Origin of the sequence: Microbulbifer sp. YPW1 (assembly GCF_013367775.1) — a bacterium.
Lineage (GTDB): Bacteria > Pseudomonadota > Gammaproteobacteria > Pseudomonadales > Cellvibrionaceae > Microbulbifer.
In genome coordinates this window covers 1,300,817-1,326,625 of the sequence record NZ_CP055157.1, presented here as the reverse complement: position 1 = coordinate 1,326,625, position 25,809 = coordinate 1,300,817, and the positions used below count along the sequence as shown (strand labels likewise).

General features: G+C 58.3%; 25 protein-coding genes. 17 read left to right on the top strand and 8 right to left on the bottom strand.

Going from position 1 to position 25,809, the window contains the following annotated elements; translation table 11 throughout:
• The first annotated feature begins 15 nt into the window (after window positions 1-15).
• The 12 genes from ubiD to HUW35_RS05535 all read left to right on the top strand — a co-directional run bounded on the left by ubiD (window position 16) and on the right by HUW35_RS05535 (window position 6,763).
• Window positions 16-1,479, top strand: a complete 1,464-nt coding sequence (gene ubiD / locus HUW35_RS05590) for a 4-hydroxy-3-polyprenylbenzoate decarboxylase (RefSeq protein WP_181254635.1) — start codon at window positions 16-18, stop codon at window positions 1,477-1,479.
• A 23-nt stretch (window positions 1,480-1,502) separates the two neighbouring features.
• Complete coding sequence (locus HUW35_RS05585) at window positions 1,503-1,889, top strand: hypothetical protein (RefSeq protein WP_181254634.1); 387 nt, start codon at window positions 1,503-1,505, stop codon at window positions 1,887-1,889.
• A gap of 115 nt (window positions 1,890-2,004) precedes the next feature.
• A complete protein-coding gene (locus tag HUW35_RS05580; RefSeq protein ID WP_181254633.1) occupies window positions 2,005-2,469 on the top strand; it encodes a hypothetical protein in 465 nt (154 codons plus the stop codon).
• Between the two features lie 142 nt (window positions 2,470-2,611).
• Window positions 2,612-2,998: a molecular chaperone DnaJ gene (locus tag HUW35_RS05575; RefSeq protein WP_181254632.1), complete on the top strand. Its 387-nt coding sequence runs from the start codon at window positions 2,612-2,614 to the stop codon at window positions 2,996-2,998.
• A 124-nt stretch (window positions 2,999-3,122) separates the two neighbouring features.
• A complete protein-coding gene (locus tag HUW35_RS05570) occupies window positions 3,123-3,581 on the top strand; it encodes an ABC transporter permease (protein WP_181252545.1) in 459 nt (152 codons plus the stop codon).
• Between the two features lie 132 nt (window positions 3,582-3,713).
• Entirely contained in the window at window positions 3,714-4,193 is a 480-nt protein-coding gene (locus tag HUW35_RS05565; protein WP_181254631.1) for a GNAT family N-acetyltransferase, read from the top strand.
• Between the two features lie 117 nt (window positions 4,194-4,310).
• Window positions 4,311-4,709 (top strand): hypothetical protein, encoded by a 399-nt coding sequence (locus HUW35_RS05560; RefSeq protein ID WP_219932656.1) that lies wholly within the window; start codon window positions 4,311-4,313, stop codon window positions 4,707-4,709.
• A gap of 4 nt (window positions 4,710-4,713) precedes the next feature.
• Window positions 4,714-5,073: a hypothetical protein gene (locus HUW35_RS18720; protein ID WP_219932655.1), complete on the top strand. Its 360-nt coding sequence runs from the start codon at window positions 4,714-4,716 to the stop codon at window positions 5,071-5,073.
• An 83-nt stretch (window positions 5,074-5,156) separates the two neighbouring features.
• Window positions 5,157-5,573 (top strand): hypothetical protein, encoded by a 417-nt coding sequence (locus HUW35_RS05550; protein WP_181254629.1) that lies wholly within the window; start codon window positions 5,157-5,159, stop codon window positions 5,571-5,573.
• 114 nt (window positions 5,574-5,687) lie between these two features.
• Window positions 5,688-6,107: a GNAT family N-acetyltransferase gene (locus HUW35_RS05545; RefSeq protein WP_219932654.1), complete on the top strand. Its 420-nt coding sequence runs from the start codon at window positions 5,688-5,690 to the stop codon at window positions 6,105-6,107.
• 101 nt (window positions 6,108-6,208) lie between these two features.
• Window positions 6,209-6,385: a PLD nuclease N-terminal domain-containing protein gene (locus HUW35_RS05540; RefSeq protein WP_181254628.1), complete on the top strand. Its 177-nt coding sequence runs from the start codon at window positions 6,209-6,211 to the stop codon at window positions 6,383-6,385.
• A 30-nt stretch (window positions 6,386-6,415) separates the two neighbouring features.
• Window positions 6,416-6,763 (top strand): phosphoribosylaminoimidazole carboxylase, encoded by a 348-nt coding sequence (locus tag HUW35_RS05535; protein WP_181254627.1) that lies wholly within the window; start codon window positions 6,416-6,418, stop codon window positions 6,761-6,763.
• A gap of 69 nt (window positions 6,764-6,832) precedes the next feature.
• On the opposite strand, the gene HUW35_RS05530 is transcribed toward HUW35_RS05535, so the two are convergent.
• From HUW35_RS05530 to gshB, 8 genes are all read right to left on the bottom strand, one after another.
• A complete protein-coding gene (locus HUW35_RS05530; protein WP_181254626.1) occupies window positions 6,833-8,086 on the bottom strand; it encodes a heme biosynthesis protein HemY in 1,254 nt (417 codons plus the stop codon).
• Window positions 8,083-9,618, bottom strand: a complete 1,536-nt coding sequence (locus HUW35_RS05525; RefSeq protein WP_181254625.1) for a uroporphyrinogen-III C-methyltransferase — start codon at window positions 9,616-9,618, stop codon at window positions 8,083-8,085. The genes HUW35_RS05530 and HUW35_RS05525 overlap by 4 nt, the downstream gene beginning before the upstream one ends.
• Before the next feature lie 198 nt (window positions 9,619-9,816).
• Window positions 9,817-10,635, bottom strand: a complete 819-nt coding sequence (locus tag HUW35_RS05520) for a uroporphyrinogen-III synthase (RefSeq protein WP_181254624.1) — start codon at window positions 10,633-10,635, stop codon at window positions 9,817-9,819.
• A 16-nt stretch (window positions 10,636-10,651) separates the two neighbouring features.
• Window positions 10,652-11,587 carry a hydroxymethylbilane synthase gene (hemC, locus tag HUW35_RS05515; RefSeq protein WP_181254623.1) on the bottom strand — a complete coding sequence of 312 codons (936 nt, stop codon included), beginning with the start codon at window positions 11,585-11,587 and terminating at the stop codon, window positions 10,652-10,654.
• 65 nt (window positions 11,588-11,652) lie between these two features.
• Window positions 11,653-12,081 carry a Holliday junction resolvase RuvX gene (gene ruvX / locus HUW35_RS05510; protein WP_181254622.1) on the bottom strand — a complete coding sequence of 143 codons (429 nt, stop codon included), beginning with the start codon at window positions 12,079-12,081 and terminating at the stop codon, window positions 11,653-11,655.
• A 9-nt stretch (window positions 12,082-12,090) separates the two neighbouring features.
• On the bottom strand, window positions 12,091-12,675 hold the full coding sequence (locus HUW35_RS05505) for a YqgE/AlgH family protein (RefSeq protein ID WP_181254621.1): 585 nt from the start codon (window positions 12,673-12,675) through the stop codon (window positions 12,091-12,093).
• A gap of 59 nt (window positions 12,676-12,734) precedes the next feature.
• On the bottom strand, window positions 12,735-13,676 hold the full coding sequence (locus HUW35_RS05500; protein ID WP_181254620.1) for an energy transducer TonB: 942 nt from the start codon (window positions 13,674-13,676) through the stop codon (window positions 12,735-12,737).
• 94 nt (window positions 13,677-13,770) lie between these two features.
• Entirely contained in the window at window positions 13,771-14,727 is a 957-nt protein-coding gene (gshB, locus tag HUW35_RS05495; protein WP_181254619.1) for a glutathione synthase, read from the bottom strand.
• A 380-nt stretch (window positions 14,728-15,107) separates the two neighbouring features.
• On the opposite strand from gshB, the gene pilG reads away from it, so the two are divergent.
• The 5 genes from pilG to HUW35_RS05470 all read left to right on the top strand — a co-directional run bounded on the left by pilG (window position 15,108) and on the right by HUW35_RS05470 (window position 25,762).
• Window positions 15,108-15,503 (top strand): twitching motility response regulator PilG, encoded by a 396-nt coding sequence (gene pilG / locus HUW35_RS05490; protein ID WP_010132439.1) that lies wholly within the window; start codon window positions 15,108-15,110, stop codon window positions 15,501-15,503.
• A gap of 228 nt (window positions 15,504-15,731) precedes the next feature.
• The gene (gene pilH, locus HUW35_RS05485; protein ID WP_181254618.1) at window positions 15,732-16,094 is read left to right on the top strand and encodes a twitching motility response regulator PilH; all 363 of its coding nucleotides are present in this window, start codon (window positions 15,732-15,734) and stop codon (window positions 16,092-16,094) included.
• 18 nt (window positions 16,095-16,112) lie between these two features.
• Window positions 16,113-16,655 carry a chemotaxis protein CheW gene (locus tag HUW35_RS05480; RefSeq protein WP_181254617.1) on the top strand — a complete coding sequence of 181 codons (543 nt, stop codon included), beginning with the start codon at window positions 16,113-16,115 and terminating at the stop codon, window positions 16,653-16,655.
• A gap of 256 nt (window positions 16,656-16,911) precedes the next feature.
• The gene (locus tag HUW35_RS05475; RefSeq protein WP_181254616.1) at window positions 16,912-19,092 is read left to right on the top strand and encodes a methyl-accepting chemotaxis protein; all 2,181 of its coding nucleotides are present in this window, start codon (window positions 16,912-16,914) and stop codon (window positions 19,090-19,092) included.
• A gap of 136 nt (window positions 19,093-19,228) precedes the next feature.
• Window positions 19,229-25,762: an Hpt domain-containing protein gene (locus HUW35_RS05470; RefSeq protein ID WP_181254615.1), complete on the top strand. Its 6,534-nt coding sequence runs from the start codon at window positions 19,229-19,231 to the stop codon at window positions 25,760-25,762.
• Window positions 25,763-25,809: the final 47 nt, after the last annotated feature.

Genomic DNA, 25,809 nt, shown 5'->3' with positions numbered 1-25,809 from the left:
GTCGACCGGTAAAACATGAAATACAAAGACCTGCGCGACTTCATCCGACTCCTGGAAAAGCGCGGCCTCCTCAAACGTATCAAACACCCCGTCAGCCCCTACCTGGAAATGACAGAAATCGCCGACCGCGTACTGCGCGCCGGTGGCCCCGCCCTGTTATTTGAAAACCCCACTGGCTACGACACCCCGGTACTCGCCAACCTGTTCGGCACCCCCGAGCGTGTCGCACTGGGCATGGGGCGAGAATCCGTAAGTGAGCTGCGGGAAGTGGGCGAACTGCTCGCCTTCCTTAAAGAACCGCAGCCGCCGGAAGGACTCCGCGACGCCTGGGAAAAACTGCCCGTATTCAAGCAGGTCATGAACATGGGCCCCAAGGTTGTCAGCAAGGCCGACTGCCAGCAGTTTGAAATCAACACCGGTGATATCGATCTCACCAAGCTGCCGATCCAAACCTGCTGGCCGGGGGACGCCGCGCCACTGGTCACCTGGCCGCTGGTGATCACCCGCGGACCGGAAAAGAAACGCCAGAATCTCGGCATCTATCGCATGCAGCTGATTGGCAAGGATCGCCTGATTATGCGCTGGCTTTCCCACCGCGGCGGCGCACTGGATTTCCGTGAGTGGCAGCAGAAATTCCCCGGTGAGCCCTTTCCCGTCGCAGTGGCCCTGGGGGCCGACCCCGCCACCATCCTCGGCGCCGTCACCCCGGTGCCGGACACGCTCTCTGAATACGGCTTTGCCGGCTTACTGCGCGGCGCCAAGACCGAGGTAGCGGAAGCGAGGCTCAGCAACCTGCAGGTGCCGGCCAGCGCCGAGTATGTGCTCGAAGGCTACATTTATCCCGATGACATGGCCGACGAAGGCCCCTACGGCGACCACACCGGCTACTACAACGAGGTCGACAGCTTCCCGGTATTCACCGTGGAGAAAATCACCCACCGCAAAGACCCCATTTACCACAGCACCTACACCGGCCGCCCACCGGATGAACCCGCGGTACTGGGGGAAGCCCTGAACGAAGTATTCGTGCCGATATTGCGCAAGCAGTTCCCGGAGATCGTCGACTTCTACCTGCCCCCGGAAGGCTGCTCCTACCGCCTCGCGGTGGTCACCATGAAGAAACAATACGCCGGCCACGCCAAACGCGTGATGATGGGCGTCTGGTCCTTCCTGCGCCAGTTTATGTACACCAAGTTCGTTATCGTCACCGATGATGATGTGAACGCCCGCGACTGGAAGGACGTGATCTGGGCCATGACCACCAGAATGGACCCCGCGCGGGATACGGTGATGGTGGAAAACACCCCAATTGACTACCTCGACTTCGCCTCCCCGGTCTCCGGCCTTGGATCAAAAATCGGATTTGATGCAACCAACAAATGGGAAGGGGAGACAACGCGCGAATGGGGGCGGCCAATCGTAAAAGATCCGGATGTCACCAAGAAAGTTGACGAAATCTGGAGCAAGCTAGGACTTTAAACAGAAAATGCCAAGGAGGGCATATGAACATAATAAAAACCTTCAGGCCCGGAGATGACGGGACCAAAAGGTATTCAGATAAATACGGGCAGCAACTCTGCGCTGTCCGCTACCGCCGGTCACGATGTAAAAAGACCGTCTACACCACCGTAGAAATCATCGTTGCCGAACGCGAAGCTTACCCGCGCTCGCAAGCACACCGCGCAGCTAACACGAAACTCACTGAATGGGTCGCCCTGAAAATTGCCTTTGATGAGCTAGAGCTACGCAATGAAGCAAAACGAATCGGCGGGCGATGGAGCAAGCTAGCCAAAGCCTGGGTGGTAAAGAGAAAGCTCGCAGAAGGCGCAGAATTACACCATCGAATAGTAGAAGGGCTTATCGATAAGTGCCTAGATGTAGACATGTAGAATGCTTCCAGATATAGGCATAATGCCTAAATATGGAAAAATATTGCCAGATCTAGGCATTATGCCTAGATCTGGAGCTTTTGAATAAAACTGTTAGGCTAAGGAGAGCTGATCCATGAAAATTATTTGGATTGTTTTTTTCATATTTTTTCCGGTCTTGGCTAGTGCCAATTCAGAATCTGAAGTAGAAAAATTTATGGAAAGGTTTTACCACCAGTTTAATAGCTCATCTGATCCAGGTAGCTTAAAGGGATTTTTCGCGAAATCTCCAGTTTTCCAACTGGGTGAACAACCGGCTATTTCTAGCGATGAGAATTTTGCACCAAGAATGATAGAAATACTGCGCGAAAGTATGGGAGTTGCCGATTTCCCGTATACCGGATTTAGTACAGATATTTCAAATATTTCTGATGATGGCTCCGCAGCGCTAGCAGTCGTGTTCAAAAGAGCTAAATCAAAGAACAAGTATCAAAAAGCACTATGCAGTATATTTTCTCTGGCAAAACTAAAAGAAGGCTGGAAAATTGTAGGGTGGTCAATGTACGGAACTACCCACGAGAGTCGGTGCACGTGGGCGTAGCCTAACAAAGCGCAGCAATGGGACGGCTTACTTTATGCACGTCTTGCGCAAGTCGCTGCGCTCCCATTCTCGCGCAAAACGCGCATAAAGTAAGCCGCCCCTGTGCGCGGCGTTATGCGTTGAAAGCGCATGAGGAAGAATAATGAGAAAAATTTTAGTCCTTTTTGCAATTATTTCTGTCTCGGTCACCGCCGTAGCCAGTGAATCAAGCGCTATTGGGTTCAAAACAGTGTCAGAGGCTTTGAATAGTCTTAGGCAAGATCCCCAAGCTTCTGAGTCAACACAAAATGGCTGGGCTATTTTCGCAACCAAAAAAAATGGCAATTATGTTCTTTGGTCATTTTCACCACCGGAGCATGAGGCGTATCCAGCGGCAGTTAAGCGCACCGTTTTAGAAAGAGAAGGCTCAATTTCTATAGATATTAAGGCGCTATGCCAAGCTGAGAAAGTGGCTTGCGATAACCTCATAGAAGAGTTTAAGCAACTTAATGAGCGTATTGCCCAGCAAATGCAGGGCGGCGGCGCATAACAAAGCAATGCAGCCGACGCCTTACTTTGTGCACTTTTTGCACGGTCGCTGCGCTCCCATTTTCGTGCAAAAAGCACATAAAGTAAGCCGCGTCTGATTGCGGCGTTAGCATTCAGAGTTACCCATGAAGAAAATTTGGAACTGGTTCTTGTATCTTTTTCTCTTGGCGGGATTCCCCTTATTGATTTGGGCTGGACTTTATTCTGCCAAAGATACATACATATTTTGGAAGTACGGCATAGAAAAAAATTCTGAAATTATTGCGCTTGATCATACAAGTCGAAGTGGTAGAAGTGGTACAACCTATTACTATGAGCTTCAAATAGATGAGAATAGATTAATTGAGGGGTTTAGTTATAGTCTTCCCGTAGGTAAGTCTGTGCCAGTCTTAACTCTACCTGAAAATCCAGAAAAAATTAGCCTAGGCAAGCAAGATAGCTCACTTTTTGAAATATTTTCCTACTCAATTGGCGGCCAATTTAGGGCTCTACTGGTTTTGGGAACATATTTATTTATGGCTATTTATGGGCCATCTACGCTTGTTACGATCTTGAGGGACCGAAACAAGTTCATCAACCAATAAAATGCTAACAAACAGCGGCAGAGCGACAGCCAACGCTACGCACCTTTCGTGTTACTCGCTGGCGCTCAAACATTAACACAAAAGGCGCTCCGCGCTGGCTGCGCCTGCGCTGGGCGTTAGGGCTCCAAAGCTATGAATATCGTGCCCGTCTTTGAAAGCGATTGGGAGTCGTTAAAAAATATTCGACTAGAGTCACTTCTTGATTCTCCTGATGCATTTGGTCTTACCTATCAGGAAGCAAGAGAGATTTCTGACGATAAATGGAAGTCAATCGCTTCGGAAGGAAATGGGTTAAAATTTTTACTTGCTCGTTGTAATGGAGAGTGTGTCGGATTAGTCGGTGGTGTTTACACTCATGGACAATACGAACTAGTTTCCATGTGGGTAAAGCCGGAGAAAAGAAATGGCGGTATTGGCGTAGGCCTAGCAAAAGAGTTGCTGAGCCATGCCAAATCGCAAGGCTTTTCTTCTGTGGTTTTGAATGTATCTGTAAAAAACAAAGCAGCATATAGCCTGTATTCAAAGATCGGATTCAGAGCTTTAGAGGAGGGGCGTGGTAGTTCAGGGGGAGAGCTAAAGAAAATGGTTTGGCACTCCGCCTCCGAGCCCTAACAATGCAATGCAGCCGACGTCTTACTTTGTGCGCTTTTTGCACGGTCGCTGTGCTCCCATTTTCGTGCAAAAAGCACACAAAGCAAGCCGCGTCTGATTGCGGCGTTAGGCAACATAGTGATGAAAGTGCTCGCATCAATAATTGGCATACTTATCCCTTCTGTTGGGGTCAGCTGTATAGCTGATCCAAGTTCGAGAATCGCTATGAACCCTGAAAAATACCTTGAGCAGTACGAGGTTGTATTTTTCGGAGTCATCACAAGTAACGAAAACGTAAGTAATGACCACCAAATCGTAACTTTTGATGTAGAAAAAATGTTCAAAGGTGAGTCAAACGATTATTACATCGTGGATAACAAGCTTAGTGGCACATGTTCAGGGTACTTTGATAATGCTGGAACCAAGTATTATGTATTTGCTAATAAAACAGAAATACCCAACCAAGTAAGGTTGTCACACTTCTCGTCATTCGTATCGGAATCAATGGCAGAGGAGTTCCGGATGGTTCTAGAGTAGCCCCATGCCTAACAAGGCGCTGCAGGAGGGGCGGCTTACTTTGTGCACTTTATTACGCGGTCGCTTCGCTCCCATTTTCGCGCAATCAAGCGCCCAAAGTAAGCTGCCCCTGAGCGCGGCGTTATGTGGTCGGAGCGATATGACTAGGGAAGAAGGTATAAACGCGTTGGGCAGTATCGTCGATGCAGCAATATCGAATGCAGCAACTAGGAACAAGCTGCACGCTGAGTTAGCTGCCCTGAGAGCCGTGCGAGGTCCGCTTCCCGCGAAAGGCATTTTGGCCGAAGTTCAGAAACACGGTGACCAAGAGATTTCCGATGAAGTCGGATCTTTAATCAAAGATGTCTATTTCTACTTTGCTTAAACATTGGAAGTCACATAACCAGTACAGGTAAGGGACGCTCCTTTCGTCGCGCCCCTGCTGTTGGCGTTATGCATAGGTAAATCATGAGCACCTTCATAATTATCTGTGGTTCAGTTCTGGTGATAGTCATTTGGGCTCTCATCGATCACATTCGGATGAAAAAGATCGCCACGAAAAGAGGTGATCCTAATATCTGCGAGTACGCCAGGTCTTTCGACTACAGAAGTGTGGACACTAAAATAATCCGTGAAGTATGGAATGAAGTGCAGCTCAATTTAGGTAAATTCAACGGGAAGCCCTTTCCCGTTAAAGCCGAAGATATGTTTGAAGAAACATATAAAATGCACCCCGATGATCTCGATGAAATTTATTGGTCGGTAGCAGATCGGCTGTGTATAGACACTGGGCAGCCTGAAAGTAATCCGTACTTTAATCAGATTACAAGCGTCAAAGATCTAGTCCTTTTTTTGCACAACCAACCGAGAGTCAGCAATGCATAACAATGCGCTGCAGACCGACGGCCAACTTTGTGCACTTTATGCGCGGTCGCTTCGCTCCGATTATCGCGCATAAAGCGCCCAAAATTGTCCGCGGCTGAGTGCGGCGTTCAGGTAATGATGAAAATTGAATATAAAGTAAATGAAGCGGTTTCGGTTGAACAGTTCCGAAGCTTGCTGGATCGCTCTACTTTGGCAGAGCGCAGGCCGGTAGATGATGCTGCTTGCCTTGGAGGTATGTTAAAGCATAGTAGCCTGACTGTGAGTGCCTGGCGTGCAGATACTCTGGTAGGTATCGCGAGAAGCGTTACCGACTTTAATTATGCATGTTATCTATCTGACCTGGCGGTAGACGGCAATTTTCAAAAAAATGGCATTGGCCGTAAATTGCTGTGGATGACACAGGAGCAGCTCGGGCCGCAATGCAAGTTGATCCTGATCGCCGCGCCCGCGGCGAATTCATATTATGAGCATCTGGGTTTCGAGAATAACCCGCGTTGCTGGGTGCTTGATCGCGATGTGTGTATCGCTGAGTAAATTGAGTGAAGCGACTGTTCAGTACCCGGTTCCCGTGGATTATGCGGATGGCAACCTATACTTGGTGGCTTACGATCAATGGTAACTGAGAGGGTGGATCAATGGAGGGATTACTAGGTTTACTGATACTGATCGCGGATATCTACGCGATCGTCAAGATATTGCAGAGTTCGGCCAGCGGTCTCAAGAAACTGGTGTGGGTGTTGATAGTGCTGATCCTCCCGGTTATCGGCCTGATCGCCTGGTTCCTGATGGGGCCCGGTGGACGCTCCGGATGAGTATTCGCAAGCCGGTTTTGGAGGGTTTCCTTGCACGCTGACAATATTTTCGCAGCGCTGCCCGAAGCACTGGATGGCGAGGTATTTGAAGATATTGTCAGTGCCGATCGCGTTCGCATCGAGCGCATTGTTTCCCGCGGGCAAGTGACGCCGGCGTCAGAGTGGTACGATCAGCAGGAGAGCGAATGGGTGATCCTGCTGAAAGGGGCGGCGCGTATCATGCTGGAAACTCCTGCTGCCGGGGGTAACGCACGTGGCACACGGGAGGTGGGGCTGGCGCCGGGAGACTATCTGAATATTCCCGCCCACTGCCGTCACCGGGTGAGCTGGACTGACCCGCAGCAGCAGACTGTGTGGTTGGCGGTGTTTTACCGCTGACAACCTGATCTGGTTCCAGTCTCGAAAGTAGTTAAGGCGTTGATTCAACCTTTTTTGCTGTTGGCACGATCAGGATGCTTTAGTACTTAGCATACTGGAATTCTGCCCCGGCAGCGGCAATTGCGGCAGGTCGGAAACCGCCTGTAACAACCCCTGCTCATACAGGCGCGCTGCCTGGTCTTTTTCTCCCAGGGCGAACAGCAGGCGCGCCAGCTCGGCGGAGGTGACCGGGTCTGAGCGCAGCAGCAGGCTTTTTTCAAAATACTGCCGGGCCTTGCCCCAGATTTCATTGCGCAGGCACAGCCGCCCCAGGCAGGTGAGCAGGTCGGCGTTTTCCCCGTATTCTTTCTGCCAGCCATCCGCAACGGAGAGCTGTTGATTGGCGTCGGCGCCGGTGAGGTGTCCGTACAGGCGCACGGTATCGCCGCGCCATTCCCGGTTCAAAATCCAGCGCAGATGTTTTTCCGCTTCCACGTCATCACCGACCTTGTGCAGGGTCTCGCCGTAGAGATTGCGCAGCTCGATATTGCGTTGCCAGCGGCCATTCAAGCTCTGCCAGATCTCGCGGAGTTTTTCCCGGTCTTTGCGGTTGGCGGCGTCGCGCAGCAGATTCTGGTACACCTCGAGCTCCAGTTGCTGCAGCTGGGATTCCGGCATGGTGCCGTGCTTTTCCAGGCGCGGGAGCAATTCGCGGAGACCGTTCCACTCGCCGATGTGGTAGTAGGCCTGGCGCAACAGCTGCAGCAATGCGGGGTGATTGGGCTCTTCCTGCATGGCACGCTGCAGGCTCGCGATGCATTGCTCGTAGTGTTTGTCGAGCAATTGCATGCGCGCCTGGCTGATGGCGACGGCGAGCTGGGTATCGTCGCCGGTGGCCTCGGCCTTGGCGAGCAGCTCGTTGGCTTCATCCCGGTAGCCGAGTTCGAACGCGCTGCGGGCGGCGGCCAGGTAGTTGATGATGGGGGCATCGGAGCGGGCCGCGCTTTTCAGCAGCAGGCGGCGCGCGCGGGCCCAGTTGCCTTCCATATACTCGACCAGCCCGTTGGTAAGACGGCGGCGGGCCATGCGGCTGCGACCAAAGCGAATGCGGCTCACGCTGCCCTCGATGGCGCGTGCAAGGCTGCGCAGTAGCCAGATCAGCAGGAACAGGATGAGCAGGCCCAGTACCAGTCCGCCAATGGCGACCCACAGGTTCATCTCGATCCGCTTGCCGCTATCGCCGCCCACCATCAGCAACAGGTAGCCGGGATAGGAGCGCATGGCCTCGGCGAGCAGGGCGCCGCCGAGCAGGAGTACCAGGGTGAAGAAGAGGAAGCGTTTCACTGGAAGCTGCCTCCGTTACCGCTGTCGTCCGACTGACCCGCGGAGACCTTGTGCATGCGATCGATATAGCTGCGCAGGGCGCTCTGCGAGGCGCTCAGGTTGGGCAGGTCGGTTTTCACCTTCTCCTGGCTCAACTCTTCCAGCTCGCGCAGGATTACCTGGCGCTGGGGGTTCTCCACGCCGTAATCCAGCAGCAGTTGGCGCGCGTGGTTGAGGGATTCCTTGTACACGGTGTCGTCCGCGCGCAGCACGGCCAGTTCGGCCTGTTCCATGTTCAGGCGCAGGCTCTGGCGGAAGCGGGTTTCGCTTTGCGGCGACAGCAGTACCGGGTCTACCTCGCCGTCGCGGATACGCACAGAGCCCTTGAGGAAGTCGACGAAGTTGTCCCAGCTGGAGCGGAAATGTGCTTCGCCCACATCGGCGTTATCCGACTGGGCTTTGGCGCTGGCGGCATCCCGTTTGGCGAGATCGAACTGGGGCTGGATATTCAGTTTGACCATCTGCTCTTCCAGTGCGCGCAGGCGCAGGTAGAGTCCCTCGCGATCCACATTTTCCACCAGCTTGAGTTCGGTGATGTCCCGCGCCAACTGTTGGCGTACGCCAAACAGGTCCGGCAGGTCGACCTGGCGCATGATGGTGTCCACTTCCTGCAGCAGGCCGAGGGCGGCGCGGCTGTCCTGTTCCAGCATCAGGCGCTGGTTGGCGAGGCGCAGCAGATAGTCCGCTTCTGCCAGTTGCCAGTCTTCCCGGCTGGCGTTGCCGAGCTGGCTCAGGCGGTTGCCCTGGGCGGTGACATTGCGCTGCAAGCCTGCCAGCTGTTGCTGCAGCTGCTCGATGGTCTCGCCCTGTTGCGTCAGCTGCTGGTTCTGCTGGGACAGTTGCTGGCGCAGTGCGCGGATCAATTGTGCGCTCTGGTCTTGCGGCGGCATCGGAGAGGTGGCGGCCGGTGTGTTGGGAGATGATGTATCCGGTGATGGGCGGGACTCCTCCGGCTGCAATATCGGCTGTTCGGGCGTCGGGGGTTGTTGTGCGCTCGCAGTGGAATCCGACGGTAATTCGTCGCTGCTGGAATTGCCCTGGTTTGTATCTACCTGATAGTCCGGCGTGGTCGCACCATGGTTGTCGCTGCCGCTTTGCTGCGGCGAATTCGCGGTATCGGTGGTGCTGCTGCCGGCAGAGAAGTGTTTACCGATTACCGGCAGTGTCTGCAGATGTTGCCCGACCTGCTGACGCACACCGGGCAGCAGGTACCAGGCCGCGACTGCTGCGGCGATCAGCGCCAGTAGCAGTAACCAGAACCAGGTCCAGCCGCGCCCTTTTTTCGCGGTGCCTGCCTTGGGGGGCTTTTTACCTGCACCTGCGGCGGATTTGCTGGTCGCCTTGTCGCCGCTTTTACCGGACGTTTCTGCCGCTTTGGCGAAATTGCTCTTGGGTTCGGCTTTGCGGGTCACCATCGGCACATCTTTTTCATCGGCCTTTTTGTCGCCGTTGTTATCCGGGGTGGAGGGCGGCGGGGCTTTTTTATCGCTCATGGACTCGCTTGCTCAGAATGGATACTGGGATGCTAATGGCACCGGCTTTCTTCCGCGGCCAGACCGGTCGTGCGACGGGCTGGCGGACACTGCCGCGTCTGCCGAAAGAAATTTTGTCGCCAAATTATAGCGACTGAAGCGGTTCTTTATACGGAGTCTGGCGCGGAAATGAAATTTTTTACCGACTCTGGCGTGTAATCAGGAATCGTCGGCGGCCAGAGCGTCTTTCAGTGCGGCCAGCATCGCGCTGTCGCCGGCATTGTGCGCGGCGAGAACCCGGGTAAAGCCGAGTTCGCGCGCTCGCCCGGCAACCCGTGGGCTCGGGCAGATGAGGTGGCACTGGCGCAGGGCGCTGCGGCCGCTCGCATCGAGTGCACGATGCAGATTGTCGAGGGTTTCGCCGCTGTGCACGGTGATTGCGTCGGGAATATGCCCGTAGGCGCGCAATTGCTCGGTGGCTTCCGCGGGCAGTGCGCGCTGGTAGAGCTCGCAGTAATCGAGGCGCGCACCGCGCTCGACCAGGGTGTCGCCAATCAGGGTGCGGCCGCCCTGGCCGCGGAAAATGATCACCCGCTCACCTTGCGGATGCTGCAGCGGCGACAGCGCCAGCAGTGCCTCCGAATCCATGGTGCTGGGGATTCCGTCACCGGCGTCACCGGTATTGCCGATTTCGGGTTCCGCACCCCGGGCGCGGATGGCGCGCGCGGTCGCGGCGCCAATGGCGTAGTAGCGCGGCCCCTGGGGCAGCTGCGGCCAATAGGTCTCCAGCCAGTCAAAGCCGTGTTGCACCGCGTTCTGCGAGACGAAGATGGCGTGTTCAAACTGGTCGAAATCCATCACCAGGTTTTTGATGGCCTGAATCGCTTCATTTTCTTCCACCGGTACGATATCCAGCAGCGGAATACAGTCGGTGAGCGCGCCGGCTGTGTGCAGCAGATCGCGCCAGCCGCCGCTCTGGTGAGCGGGGCGGGTGATCAGGATACGTCGTCCGGCGAGTGCCTCGGTGGCGCTGTTCATGGCTGCGGGTGAGGAATCAGATGGCCGCGAGAATCTTGTCGGCGCCGGCATCGAGCAGTTGCTCGGCCAGGCGGGTGCCGAGGGTTTCGGCTTCCGACACGTGTCCGCGAATTTCACTGTTGAGCATGGTGGTGCCGTCGGGGCTGCCTACCAGGCCGCGCATATACAGCTGCTTCTTGTCCTCGCCCTCGAAAATCGCGTAGCAGCCGATGGGTACCTGACAGCTGCCGTTGAGGCGGCGCACCATGGCGCGCTCGGCGACCAGATGGTGGCTGGTATCGGTGTGGTGCAGGGGTGCGAGCAGTGCCTCGAGTGCAGGGTCGCGACGGGATTCGATGCCCACGGCACCCTGCCCGCCAGCGGGCAGCAGTACTTCGGGTTCGATAAATGCGGCGATGCGCTCACGCATTTCCAGGCGCAGCAGGCCGGCGGCGGCGAGGATGATGGCGTCGTAGTCGCCGGCGTCCAGCTTTGCCAGACGGGTGTTGACGTTGCCGCGCAGGAATTTCACTTCCAGATCCGGGCGCAGGGCCAGCACCTGGCACTGGCGGCGCAGGCTGGAGGTGCCGACCACCGCACCTTGCGGCAGCTCTTCGAGGGAGCGGTAGTGATTGCTCACAAAGGCGTCGCGCGGGTCTTCGCGCTCGCAGATTACCGGCAGGTGCAGTCCTTCGGGAAACTCCATCGGCACGTCTTTCATAGAGTGCACCGCGATGTCGGCGCGCCCCTCGAGCATGGCTTTTTCCAGTTCTTTGACGAACAGACCCTTGCCGCCCACTTTGCTAAGCGGGATATCCAGCAGCTGGTCGCCGCGGCTGGTGAGTGGCAACAGTTCAACGGTGAGGTCCGGGTGGTGGAGCTCCAGCTGTTGCTTGACGTAGTTGGCCTGCCACAGGGCGAGGGCACTCTCGCGGGTAGCGATTCGGATGGTGGTGATAGTGTTTTCGGTCATGCGCGCAACGGGATCGATGGAAATTTGCGCGCAAGTCTATCAGTTTGGGGCGCTGATTGGAGGAGCTAGCTTTCGCCCTGCTGGCGCAACCAGTCCTCAAGAAAGATCCGCGCGGCAATGGAATCCACCGGCTGGTTGGCGTAGTCGCCGCGGTGGCCCCGCTCGCGCGCCTCGTCTTTTGCCGCGCGGGTGCTCAGGCGCTCATCGGCGTAGGCCACGGGCAGACCCAGGCGGCCGTGCAGGCGCTGGCCGAACTTGCGCGCACGGGCGCCGAACTCGCTCTCGCTGCCGTCCATATTCAGCGGCAGACCTACCAGCAACACCTGCGGGCGCCATTCGTTGACGACCTTCTGCACCTGATCCCAGTCGGGCTTGCCGTCTTTGGCGGGCAGTGGATCCAGTTCGCGGGCACTGCCGGTGAGGCTCTGGCCGTAGGCAAGGCCGATTGAGCGGGTGCCGAAATCGAAGGCGAGGGCGGTTACAGGTTTGCTCATGCTTGCTGCTCAGGCGTGACCGGACTGGGTGCCTATCCCGCTCAGGTCGATACCGTGGCGAGAGGCGGCGGTGTGCCAGCGTTTGTCCCATGGGGTGGCGAACAGGATTTCCGGCTCCGCGGGCAGGGTCAGCCAGGCGTTCTCGGCGATCTCCTGCTCCAGTTGCCCGGGTCCCCAGCCGGCATAACCCAGTGCCAGCAGTACGTCATCCGGACCGCGTCCACAGGCAAGGGATTCGATAATGTCTTTGGAGGCGGTCAGACTGATGTCGTCGGAGACCTCCACGGTGGAGGCGAACTGCATGCCGCGCCCGTGCAGTACAAAACCCTGCTCCTGAGCCACTGGGCCGCCCACCAGTACCGGCTCGTCGCCGCGCAGGCTGGTGTCATCCAGGGATAACTGTGAGAACACCTCTTTCCAGGTCACCTTGCTAGGGGAATTGATCACGATCCCCATGGTGCCCTCCTTGCCGTGTTCACAGACGAAGGCCACCGCCTGATGGAAGCGCGGGTCTTCCATGCCGGGCATGGCGATCAGGAACTGGCCCCGCAGGCTGTTGTGGGTGAGGTCACTATCGATACTGGATGGCTGCATGGGACACGTGAGGTTGGCGCATGAACGTTAAGTTTAGTGCGGTTGAGCGAGAGACGCGCTCAACCGCGGCTTGGGGCTTTACCGGCGGCGGTGGAAAACCCGGTCATTTCAAATCGCCAGGTGCGAATGATTTCCAGGCGATCGGCCTCTTTGCGAATTTCTGGCGGGAAGGGAGCAAAGGGTGCCGCCAGGCGTACGATCTGCTGGGCGGCGTCATCGAGCACGCGCTCGCCGGAGGACTCCAGGATGACCACCTCTTCCACTGCACCGCTCGGCAGCAATCGCACCATCATTCGCAGGTCGCCGGTGATCTGGCGGGCCAGGGCCTCTTCGGGGAAATTGTCGTTGCCGATCGCTTCCACTTTCTGTCGCCAGTCGTGCAGGTAGGCTGCATCAGGCGCGGCTTTGGTGGCCACCGACGTAAGGCGGCGTACCCGCGGGCGCTGCGCGATAGTCTGGCGAATTTTGTCCAGGCGTGCTTGCAGGCTGGCAATTTCCGGGTTGCTGGGGGGCAGGTCCGTGGGTGCATCGCCGCGTTTTTCTTCCGAGCGCTTGTCTTCCGCAGGTAGCTCCGGTGCCTGTTGCGGGCTGTCACCAATGGTGGTGACCAGCTGGCGCAACTGATCGGCGGGGCGCGCTGCCTGTTGCTGGGGCAGTGGATTGACCTGGCGGATGCTGGTATCGGCGATTTCCGCGCGGCGATCGGTGGAGAGTTCCTTGGGAGTCTCCGCGGTGCCACTGGCCTGCTGATTGTGTTGCGCCAGGTAGTCGGCGTCGTCCGGCGCGTCAACGGAGCGATGCTGGGCGAGGGTGACTTCCAGAGTAGGTGGCGCTTCCTTGGCTTCGGGCGCGGTAAACGCCACACCAAAGATCAACAGGGCGTGCAGCGCGCAGGCCAGGAACAGGGCAAACGTAAATCGATCCCCCTGGGACGGTGGTGTCGCCTGGGGCTGATCCAGTGTGGCGCGCGTGGCGCTGGGTTGGCTGGCTGCTGCGGTCATTTTGGTTATTGCTTTTACTACTGCCGTGAAACTGCCGGCACCCGGCAGAGCGACTTGATTCGCTCAATTCGGGCTCCGGCAGGAGTCGGACAGTTTACCCTTTTTGCGCCATTCGGTCTGTGATCGCGCGCATCAATAGTCCGCCGATATCGGTGCCGTAGGCGTCGTCGATTTCTCGTACACAGGTGGGACTGGTGACATTGACCTCAGTGAGGTAGTCGCCGATCACGTCCAGGCCGACAAACAACAGGCCTTTTTCCTTGAGGGTTGGCGCAACCTTGCGTGCAATCCACAGGTCGCGTTCCGAAAGCGGGCGCGCTTCGCCGCGGCCGCCGGCGGCGAGGTTGCCGCGGGTTTCCCCGGCCTGGGGGATGCGCGCGAGACAGTAGGGCACCGGCTCGCCATCCACCATCAGAATGCGTTTATCACCGTCTTTGATTTCCGGAATATAACGCTGCCCCATGATCTGGCGCTTGCCGTTATCGGTGAGGGTTTCCAGGATTGCGCCCATGTTGCTGCCGTCGGGTTTGACGTGAAAGATCCCGGTGCCGCCCATACCGTCGAGCGGTTTGAAAATCACATCCCTGTGTTGTGCGTGAAAGGCGCGCAACTGTGCGATATCGCGGCTGACAATCAGCGGTGGGCAGCAGCCGTCAAAATGGGTGGCGAAGATTTTTTCATTGCAGTCGCGCAGGGACTGGGGCTTGTTGGCCACCAGGGTGCCGGCGCGCTCGGCCGCCTCGAGTATGTAGGTGGAATAGATGTACTCGTTGTCGAAAGGCGGGTCCACGCGCATCAGCAGGACATCGAGATCACCCAGGTGCACAGGCTTGCGCTCGCCGAGCTTGAACCAGTTTTTCGGGTCCTCGAAAACCTCCAGCGGGGAGCCGTTACCCATGGGTTTGCCGCCATCCAGGTAAAGGTCTGACTGCAGGAAGTACTGCAGCTTGAACCCTGCGCGCTGGGCGGCGAGCAAAAGGGCGAGGGTCGTGTCTTTCTTGTAATTGATGTTGGCGATGGGGTCCATGACCACGCCGAGCGTGTGGCTCATACCGGTATCCGTCTTTCTGAAGGTGATCTGGGCGGGGTGCCGGCCGCGACAGCCGATGTGCACTTTCGGCACGGGCTGGGGTCGCGATCCGCAATCCGGGTAAGGTAAGAGTAGTGGGCGCGCCGTGCAAGCCGCACAATCCTGTGAGCCGTGCACAGAAATGCGGCATTGCTCACAAACTGACCATGACTCGCTCGCGGGGTTCGCCGTCGCTAGATTCACTCTGGTATCTGTGATAAAAGTTTCATCCTGATCTGCGCCCGCTGGCCGGCGGCCAATGACTGCGACGATCGGACCCCGTAATGAGGTTGCACGAAGGGCGTCGCATCGGTTTCCACAACCGGCGCCTGAAAAATAAGTAAAGGGGATTCAGGAACACTATGGAACTCAACTGGGAAAGTCTCACCGTGATGGTGATTGACGACAGTAAAACCATTCGTCGCACCGCGGAAACGCTGCTGCAAAAAGCGGGTTGTGCGGTTGTGACTGCTACCGATGGTTTCGATGCGCTGGCGAAAATCGCCGATTCGCGCCCGGATATCATCTTTGTGGATATCATGATGCCCCGCCTGGATGGATATCAGACCTGTGCGCTGATCAAGAACAACAGCGAATTCCGCAGCACGCCGGTGGTGATGCTGTCTAGTAAGGACGGCCTGTTCGACAAGGCCAAGGGTCGCGTTGTGGGCTGCGATCAGTACCTCACCAAGCCGTTCAGCAAGAGCGAACTGTTGGGCGCAATTTCCGCACACGCCAAGCCGCATCACGCCGCCTGAGAACCGCTTCACTCTCAGAGCGTGAAATATTCGGCATAAATGGCGTAGACTATGGCGACTTGCTGCTCTTCAGTCGTCCGATACGTTCGGAAATGCATGAGATTCACGAAAGTCAGCAATAAATAACAAAGCGTGTGGCGGTCCAGCCTCTGTTGGGCGGCCGGTACCAACAACAATCCGCCCGATGGAGAGTAATGATCGGCGCGGAATCACTATCTCGGGGGAAAAATGGCCAAGGTGCTTATCGTCGATGATTCGCCGACCGAAACTCACAAGCTGACCACTATTCTGGAAAAGAATGGTCACGCGGTACTGACAGCCACCAATGGTGAAAACGGTGTTGACGTCGCCCGCGAACAGCGTCCCGACGTGATCCTGATGGATATCGTCATGCCGGGCCTGAACGGTTTCCAGGCGACCCGCCAGCTCAGCAAGGGCGACCAGACCAGTGGTATTCCCATTGTCATCGTGACTACCAAGGATCAGGACACCGACCGCGTGTGGGGTATGCGCCAGGGCGCTCGTGCCTATCTGACCAAGCCGGTAGACGAAGGCAAGCTGCTGGGCACGATCGAGGAGGTGTTGGCCTGAGGCCAGCGTTGAGTCTCCGTGCAACCAACTCTTACCCCTTATCTCGCGCTGGTTGATATCGCCAATCGCGCAAAGGCGCAGGCGCAGGGGCTGCCTGCCCGCCAGGAAGTAAAACCCTACTGGACGGGCATCGGATTTTCTCTGCTGGGACAGCGGTTTGTGTCCGCCATGGAAGACGTGGTGGAACTGCTGGAGGTGCCCCAGTACACCTTCGTTCCCGGGGTTCAGCCCTGGGTGCGCGGCGTGGCCAATGTGCGTGGACGCCTGCTGCCGCTGTTTGACCTGGCTGCCTTCTTTGGCGGCCACCTGACCAGTTCTCGCCAGCGCCGTCGGGTGCTGGTGCTGGAGCATGAGAAAATCTATGTGGGACTGATCGTCGATGAACTGCACGGGATGCAGCATTTGGCGCTCGAGTACGGCAAGCTGCCACCCTCCGATCTGGCGGAGCCCTATGCGCCGATGGTGAGCGGCCAGTTCCAGCTGCAACAGGGGCGCTGGTTGGTATTCGACCTGCAGGCCCTGCTTAATGATTTTCAGTTCGCAGACGCCGCGGCCCATTGAGCCGCGGTTTTCTGTTTTGTGCGTCCGCTCGCTCGGGCGCGCCACCTCTCGGGGTGGCTGAGGTTTATCCGGCTACGTGCGTTAAACCTTATTGAGGGAGCGGGTTTTACCCGTTGCCGCAGAATCCGTAACTGGCGTATGTCGGTTTGGGGGTGCTCACTCAGGTGGGTAGCGAAAAGGGGATGTGGAGCCACCCGGCTTCAAAAGTGGTGATAACAAGAATTGGCCTGGATCACAGGTCCGCCAGGAGTAAATTATGAAAACAGGCTCCCAGAGTTCATTTTCCGCGTTGCGCAGTAACCCTGCGGCGCTGTTTATGGGTTTGCTGGTACTCGCCACACTGGCGGGGCTGATCGTCAGCATCTACTTGGTGCAGACCCGTGCCGACCAGGACCAGGAATACCTGGAAGACGTGGCCGAACTTCGCGCCCTGTCTTACCAGCTGGTGTCCTACGCACCGGCGGCGACTGCGGGTGACGAGCAGGCGTTCGCGGACCTGGAGCAGACCGTCAATCAGATGGCTGCCACCTGGAACGAGCTGCAGGGCATGGATACCGCCAGCAAGCAGGCGCTGGACCAGGAGCTCGCCTCCTACGGTCAGGTATGGCGCCAGCTGCGCGAGCAGGCCGACACCATTATCGGCAACAAGGATTCGATCATCTTCCTGAACGACGTGGCGAGCACCCTGAACGACTCGCTGCCGGAACTGCAGGCAGAGCACAACAACATCGTGGAAATCCTGCTGGCCAACAACGCCCCGGCCAACCAGGTAGAGCAGGCCCAGTTGCAGGTATGGCGCGCCGAGCGTATCGGCCGGAACATCGACAAGATGCTGCAGGGTGGTGACGACGCGGAATCTGCCGCTGACCAGTTCAATACCGACGCGAGCCTGTTCGGTAAAGTGGTTGAAGGCATGAAGAGCGGCGACGTGGTTATGGGTATTTCCCGCGTAACCGACACCGAGGCCCGCGAGTCCCTGGAAGAAATTACCGAGCTGTTCGAGTTCGTAAGTTCTTCCGTGCGGGAAATCTTCGAAGCCACTCCGGCACTGTTCGCCACCCGCCAGGCGGCGGATGGTATTGCGGCCTCCTCTCCGCAACTGCTGGAAGCGCTGTCTACCCTGAACGACCGTATCGTGAGCCTATCTGGCGAGCGTCAGCCGAACAACCAGACCATCGCCATCATCGCCGGTGTGTTTGTACTGTTGATCTTCGGCATGATGATCACCGCATTCTCCGGTACCCGCCGTACCCTGAAAGAAGAGACCGAAACCAACGAGCGTAACCAGCAGGCGATTATGCAGCTGCTGGACGAGCTGGCCGACCTTGCAGACGGTGACTTGACCACCTCTGCCACGGTAACCGAGGCCTTCACCGGTGCGATTGCGGACTCCATTAACTACACCATCGACCAGCTGCGTGTGCTGGTATCGCGAATCAACGGCGCGGCGCAGGAAGTGTCTTCCCTGTCCCAGGAAACCCAGCAGACCGCTCTGCACCTGGCCGAGGCCTCTGAGCACCAGGCCCAGGAAATTGCCGGGGCATCCGCGGCGGTGAACGAGATGGCCGTTACCATTGACCAGGTATCTGCGAACGCCGCGGAATCTGCCCAGGTAGCGGAACGCTCGGTACAGATCGCAAGTAATGGTGCCAAGGTGGTACAGAACACCATCAAGGGCATGGACACGATCCGCGAGCAGATTCAGGACACCTCCAAGCGAATCAAGCGACTGGGTGAATCTTCCCAGGAGATTGGTGACATCGTAAGCCTGATTAACGACATTGCCGACCAGACCAACATTCTTGCACTTAACGCTGCGATCCAGGCCTCTATGGCCGGTGACGCAGGTCGAGGCTTCGCGGTGGTTGCGGACGAGGTACAGCGACTCGCGGAACGTTCCGCTGCGGCAACCAAGCAGATTGAAGGCCTGGTAAAAGCGATTCAGTCCGACACCAACGAAGCGGTTGTGTCGATGGAATCCACCACCACCGAGGTGGTGCGCGGTGCCCGTCTGGCACAGGACGCAGGTGTTGCCCTGGAAGAGATCGAAACGGTATCTACCAACCTCGCATCCTTGATTCAGAACATCTCCAACGCGGCACGCCAGCAGGCCTCGTCCGCGGGTCACATCTCCAACACGATGAACGTGATTCAGGAAATTACCTCGCAGACTTCTGCCGGTACCCAGGCTACCGCACAGTCGATTGGTAACCTGGCCCAGACCGCATCCGCACTGCGCGACTCCGTTGCCGGCTTCAAGCTGCCCAACGAAGACGAAGTGGAAGGCGAAAGCGATCTGTACGATGGCGATCTGGCCGAACTCTCCGAAGAGTTCCCGATGCTGGAAGAAGATACCGCCGAAGGCGTGGCCGCTGAAGAAGACGGTCTCGCGGGTCTCTCTTCTGAGCGCTCCGATACAGAGCGGGCCATGGCCTGAACCACCGCATATACCGATAACGACAATGCGGACACTGCCGGGGCTCGCGGCCCCGGAGGTGTAAAGCAGCAGATGGGTGGCGCCAGTCGTTAACCGCCGCCTGTCAGCGAGCAACTTGAATTACCGAGGACTTGGCGTGAATCGCGACAATCCCAATTTTGTGGCCTTGGATTGGCTGATAGGCGAAATCAACGAGACGCTGGCCCAGGCGCGCCAGCAACTGGAAACATTTGCCTCCGATTCCTCCTCGTCCAGCCCCTCCGCAGACAGCGACTCCAGCGACGCCTCCGGCCTGTTGAAAAACTGCCTCGACCTGATTCACCAGGTACATGGCAGTCTGCACATGGCGGAGCTCACCGGCGCCGCCATGCTCGCCGAAGAGATGGAGCAGCTGGTACACGCCCTGGCCAGCGGTGAAGTCGAAAACAGCGACGAAACCCGCGAATTCCTCATGCGTGCGCTGCTTGAGCTGCCGCTCTACTTGGAAAAAATTGCGTTCCAGCGCCGCGATAATGCGGTGCTTCTGTTGCCGTTATTGAACGACCTGCGCGCGGTGCGTCGCGAGCGCCTGATCACCGAGGGTGCACTGTTCGCACCCGACCTGAGCCCGCTGGACGAAGCCCAGGGAAATCGCCAGCCGCTGCTCGCCAATCCCGACAAGTTGCAGGAACTGGTCGCCAAGCTGCGCAAGATGTACCACGTGGCTGCGGCTTCCCTGATTCGCGATGTGAACAGCGGCGAGAGCCTCGCCTACCTGAACAAGGTCAGCGAAAAAATGGCGCTGCTGTACAGCGGCAGCCAGCGTCAGCACCTGTGGGTAGTCCTGCAGGGATTGCTGGAAGGCATCGCCGATCATCGTGTCAACGTACTGCCGGCATTGCGCCAGCTGCTGCGCCGTATCGATGTGGAATTCCGTCTGCTCTCCGGGCACGGGGCGAAGGTGCTGGACCTGCGTCCGGACCGCGACCTGACCCGCAACCTGCTGTTCTACGTTTACCTGTGTGGTCCCAACGGGCCGCGCACCGAGGCGCTGTACAAGAAGTTTGCTCTCGACAAAGCGGTTCCCGGCACACCGCGCCCGGACACCGAAGACGCGCTCGCCATGGGCCCTGAAGCCATGGGTACGGCGGTGGCGGCGCTGCGCGAGGAGCTGGCTGGAGTGCGCGAGGCCCTCGACCCGAGTGTCGCCAACAGCGAGCGCCCGCCACTTGCGGACACTGCCATGGTGGCCAAGCGTATTGCCGACACCCTCGGCGTACTGGGGCTGGAAAACCAGCGCACCCGCGCGCGTAGCATTTACGAATACCTGCGGGATGCGTCCCGTGTCGCGTCACCGGACGACCTGTTGATGCAGGCCGCCTCGGAACTGGTGCAGCTGGATTCCGGACTCGCTGCCGCTGCCGAGCGCGACAGAAAAATCGATAGCGATTCGCCGCTGATGGGAGAGGCCACCGATCAGGTGCTGCGCGAAGCGCGTATCGGTCTGGAGACCGTCAAAGAGGCGGTTGTCGAATACATTGCCAGCCACTGGGATGCTGGACATTTGTCCCATGTTCCCGGGCGCCTGCAGGAAGTCTGCGGTGGCCTGGATATGGTGGGCTACCGGCGCGCGGCAGAAATTGTCGGTGCCTGTAAAAGCTATATCGAAGAGCGCCTGATCAGCGCCGGTGACCAGCCCGACTGGAAGCTGCTGGATACCCTTGCGGATGCCGTCACCAGCGTCGAGTACTATCTCGAACGTCGCGCCGACGGTATCGAAGATGCTGACATGCTGCTGGCCCTGGCGGAAGACAGTGTTGCGACCCTCGGTTACTCGGTGGTCGATGACAAGCGTGATGCCGCAGAAGCGGAACAGGTCCAGCAGCAGGCCGCTAAAGAAACGCCGGTCGCTGCGGAAGCAGCAGAACAGTCTGTGGCCGATAGTGACGATGCCGAGGTTGCAGGCGTCGAGGTTCAGGCCGAGCAGGATGCGCTGGATAGTTTTGAATTCAACCCGGCACCGGAGTCCGCGGATAGCACCTCTGAAGCGGAAGAGCCTGCGGTGAGCGACGATCCGCTGGCGGGTCTGTCCATGGGCGTGATCGATGAGCCTGTGGAAGCTACTGCGGAACAGCCCGCGACCAAAACTCCGGACGAAGAGCCCTCGCTGATCGAAGAGAGCTGGTTTGCCGGCGATGCTGCGGAAAGCGAAGCGCCGGTGGCTGATATCGAAGCCCAGGTCGCCGAGACCTCCGAAGTGTCGCCAGCCGATTCTGCGGAACAGGCTTCGACTCTGGACGAAGACGACGATACCAGCATCATCGACGACGAAATCGTGGAGATCTTCCTCGAGGAAGCCGGTGAGGTGCTGGAAACCATCGGTCAGTATTTCCCGCTGTGGGCGGAAAATTTCGGCAACCGCGACGCACTGGTGGAATTCCGCCGCGGCTTCCACACCCTTAAAGGCTCCGGCCGCATGGTGGAAGCCCACGAGGTGGGTGAGCTGGCCTGGGCGGTGGAAAACATGCTGAACCGGGTGCTCGACGAAACCGTGTCTCCGGCGCGGGCGCATGTCATGTTGATCGAGCAGGTAGTGGCCAAGCTGCCGTCCATGGTGGATGGATTCCGCACCCGTACCGGTGATCCGGATCCCGCGCGCACTGCGGAACTGGAAGGCTGGGCCAAACAGCTGTCCCACGGCGAGGTGCCCGAGGCACTACTGCAAAGCAGCGCCAATGACGCCGGGGCCGCAAGCCCGGTCAGTGAGACCGAAAGCGATATCGACAGTGATGTCGACGAGCATTCGCAGCTGTGGGAAATTTTTGCCCAGGAGGCGGAAACCCATCTCGCCACGGTGACGGAATTCCTCAACGAAATGGAACGCGCCGCTCCGGTATACGGCGTGCCCTCCGATCCCCTGCACCGCGCTTTGCACACGTTAAAGGGGTCCGCGCACATGGCGGACGTTACCCAGGTGGCGGAGCTGATGGCGCCGCTAGAGCGTTTTGCCAAGGAGCTGCGCACCTATCAGGTAGCGATCGACAGCGATATTTTCGAGCTGTTCGGCGATGCGCGCAGCTATGTGCAGGGCGTACTCAACCAGATTTATCGCGGCGAGCCTCTACATGTGGAGCGCAGCGAACAGTTCCTTGCGCGTGTCGCTGAGCTGCAGGAACGCGCAGTAGGCCATTTGATCCGCGAGCGCGAGGCCAACGAGCCAAAGGCGGTGGATCCGCAACTGCTGGCCGTGATCATGGCCGATGGCATGAAGGTGCTGCTGGATGCAGACCAGATGCTGAATCATTGGCGTCAGCATCCGGGCGAAAAATCTATCCTGCTGCCGGTCGCGGAAGAGCTGGACGTGCTCCAGCAGGCTGCGGGGCAGGCCCAGTTGCCGGCTCTGCAGGAGTTGTCGCAGTTGCTGCTGGCGGTTTACCGCCAGGTTATCGACGGACATCTGGAGGAGGAGCCCGCTCTGTGGGCGACGCTGGAGCAGGGGCACAATGAACTGCTGGATCTGGTAGACGCGGTTGCCGCTTCTACCGATCTGCCGCCGGTCAGTGAAGCGGTCGGCGAAGCCCTGCGCTACCTCGCTCAGGGCGACGATGGTGTCGACGATGAAGATATCGATCTGTCCGAATACGGCATCGACACTAGCGAATTTGGTTTTGTAGAAGACGAGCCCGCCGCGGGCGAGGAAAGCTCAGCTGCCGAAGCGCCGAGTGATAGTGACGAGGAAGCATTCAGTTTCGATGACCTTGTCGCAGAAGAAATCGCTGCAGAGGCTCCGCGAGTAGAAGATGCTTGGAATGCCGAACCCGCAGAATTCGAACCGGCATCGGATGCAGAAACCATCTTCGAACAGGAGCCGGTGGACGGCCTGATCGAGGTGGCTCCGGAGCACGACGAGCCGGAGCTGACGGTCGAATGGCTCGAGAGCGAGATGTCATCCGCGGAAACTCCGGTCGAGGAGTTCGAGGACACCGCACCGGTTGTCGATTCCCCTGAGGTGGCCGCAGAGGCCACAGCGGACGAACCAGAGCTGTTGCAAGATCTCGAATTTGTCGAAGAGCCTGAGACTGCCCCCGCACGGGTCGAGCCCGCCGCGGAGTCTGTCGAGGTAGCGGCGCAGTCGTCAGCGGATGATTCTGCCGCTGGCGTTAGTGATGCCCAGCGCGCACTGCTGGCGGATATCGATCCGGATGTGGTCGAAGTGTTCCTCGAAGAGGCCAGTGACCTGGTCGACGAGCTCGAGGAGCTGATCCAGAACTGGGAGCAGGCGCCGGAAGACGCCCAGTACCCGGAAGCACTGAAGCGCGTGCTGCACACCTTCAAGGGCGGTGCGCGCATGGCCGCGCTGATGGGTCTCGGTGAAGTGGCGCACCGATTTGAAACCGTTATCGAAAACATGCAGAGCGGCAGTTCGCCCTCCGCAGAGTTCTTTGCCGATGCCCACGGTATCTACGACCGCCTGGCTGCTGGTGTGGAAACCGCGCGCGCCTGGATGGCCGGTGAAGAGCTGCAACCCTTCTGTGCCCTGCTGGAAACCCGCTGGGCCGATGAGCAGGTCTCGGAAAACGCGAGTCCGGTCGATTACGGCATGGACTCCGAGCAGCCGCTGCCGGTTGTCGAAGAAATGCCGGAAGCGCAGGCCGAGGAGGCCGCGCTGCCAGAGCAGGACGATGAGTCGGCGAGCGATCCGCAGCCGCCTGCGCCTGCCGTTGAAGTTATCGAAAAAAGCGCGCCCGCGCAGCCGCCGGCAGCTGCCAGCAATGTACTGCCATTTGTACGCAAGTCGCAGAAAGTCGGCGAGCGCGATGGCGGGCAGCCGCGCAACCAGCCCCAGGAAATGGTGCGGGTCGCATCCGAGCTGCTGGAAGAGCTGGTTAACCTCGCCGGTGAAACCTCCATCTCGCGGGGACGGCTCGAAGAGCAGGTGGGCGAGTTCGGTCTTGCGCTGGACGAGATGGACTCGACCCTGTCCCGTCTCAACGAACAGTTGCGTCGACTGGACAAGGAAACCGAAGCACAGATCCAGTTCCGCCAGGAACAGCTGGCAGAGCAGGACGTGGATTTCGATCCGCTGGAAATGGACCGCTACTCGTCCATTCAGCAGCTTTCCCGCTCCCTGCTGGAATCTACCTCGGACTTGCTGGATCTGAAGCAGACCCTGGGGCACAAGGCCCGGGACACTGAAACCCTGTTGTTGCAGCAGTCGCGGGTAAATACCGAACTGCAGGAAGGCCTGATGCGCAGTCGCATGGTGCCTTTCTCGCGGCTGGTACCGCGCCTGCGCCGCATTGTGCGTCAGGTCAGTGCGGAACTGGGCAAGCAGGTTGATCTGGTGTTCTCCAACGTCGAGGGTGAGCTGGACCGCTCCATGCTCGAGCGTATGGTGGCGCCGCTGGAGCATATGCTGCGCAACGCGGTGGACCACGGTATCGAATCCCCGGAAAAACGCCGCGAGGCAGGTAAGGCCGAGCGCGGACGCATTTCTGTGGCGCTCGCCCGGGAAGGTAGTGAGGTGGTACTGACCATCAGTGACGATGGTGCCGGTATCAACCTGATGCGTGTGCGCGAAAAGGCCATCGAAAGCGGCCTGATGCGCCCGGATGCCGAGCTGTCGAACAACGAAATCATGCAGTTCATTCTGCAGGCCGGCTTCAGTACTGCCGACAAGGTGACCCAGATTTCCGGGCGCGGCGTGGGTATGGACGTGGTGTCCGCCGAGATCAAGCAGATCGGTGGTGCGGTAAGCATTGCGTCCCAGGCGGGCAACGGTACCGAATTTGTCGTGCGACTGCCGTTCACGGTATCGGTCAACCGCGCACTGATGGTGAAGGTGGGTGAGGACCTGTTTGCCCTGCCGCTGAACACCATCGAAGGTATCGTGCGTTTGAGCCCGTTCGAACTCGAGCACTATTACCGCACGCCGGAAGCGCGATTCGAGTACGCCGGCGAACCCTATCAGGTGAATTATTTTGGCAGCCTGCTGCAGTCCAGTGCGCAACCGCGCCTGGCGGTGGAAGACATGCAGATGCCGGTACTGCTGGTACGCACGGAAAATTCGGCCATGGCCCTGCAGGTGGACGCCATCATGGGCAGCCGTGAAATTGTGGTGAAAAGCCTGGGGCCGCAGTTTGCTGCGGTGCAGGGGGTTTCCGGTGCAACCGTAACCGGTGACGGTACCGTGGTGGTGATTCTCGATGCGCACGCACTGTTACGTAAGCACGCCGCATTGCTGGCGCGCCCACAAACACCGTTGCTGGGAGAGATGTCGGAACCCGTCAGCGGGCGTGAAGCGCCGGTACAGCAGAAGCTGGTGATGGTAGTGGACGACTCGGTAACCGTGCGCAAGGTAACTACCCGTTTCCTCGAGCGCGAGGGCTACCGTGTCATCACCGCGAAAGATGGCCAGGATGCGATCATCCAGTTGCAGGACGTGATTCCGGACGTGATGCTGCTGGATATCGAGATGCCGCGTATGGACGGCTTCGAAGTAGCGCGCAATATCCGCGGTAGCCACCGTCTGCGGGATATCCCGATCATCATGATCACCTCCCGTACTGGTAAAAAGCACCGCGATCACGCGCTGTCGCTTGGGGTTAACCACTATCTGGGTAAGCCCTACCAGGAAGAGGTGCTGCTGAGTGCCATTCGCGATTACAGCGATGTGGAGGCGGAAGCCTGATGTACCGCTTGACCGAGATTAACGAACGAACTGAAGCCCGAACCTGT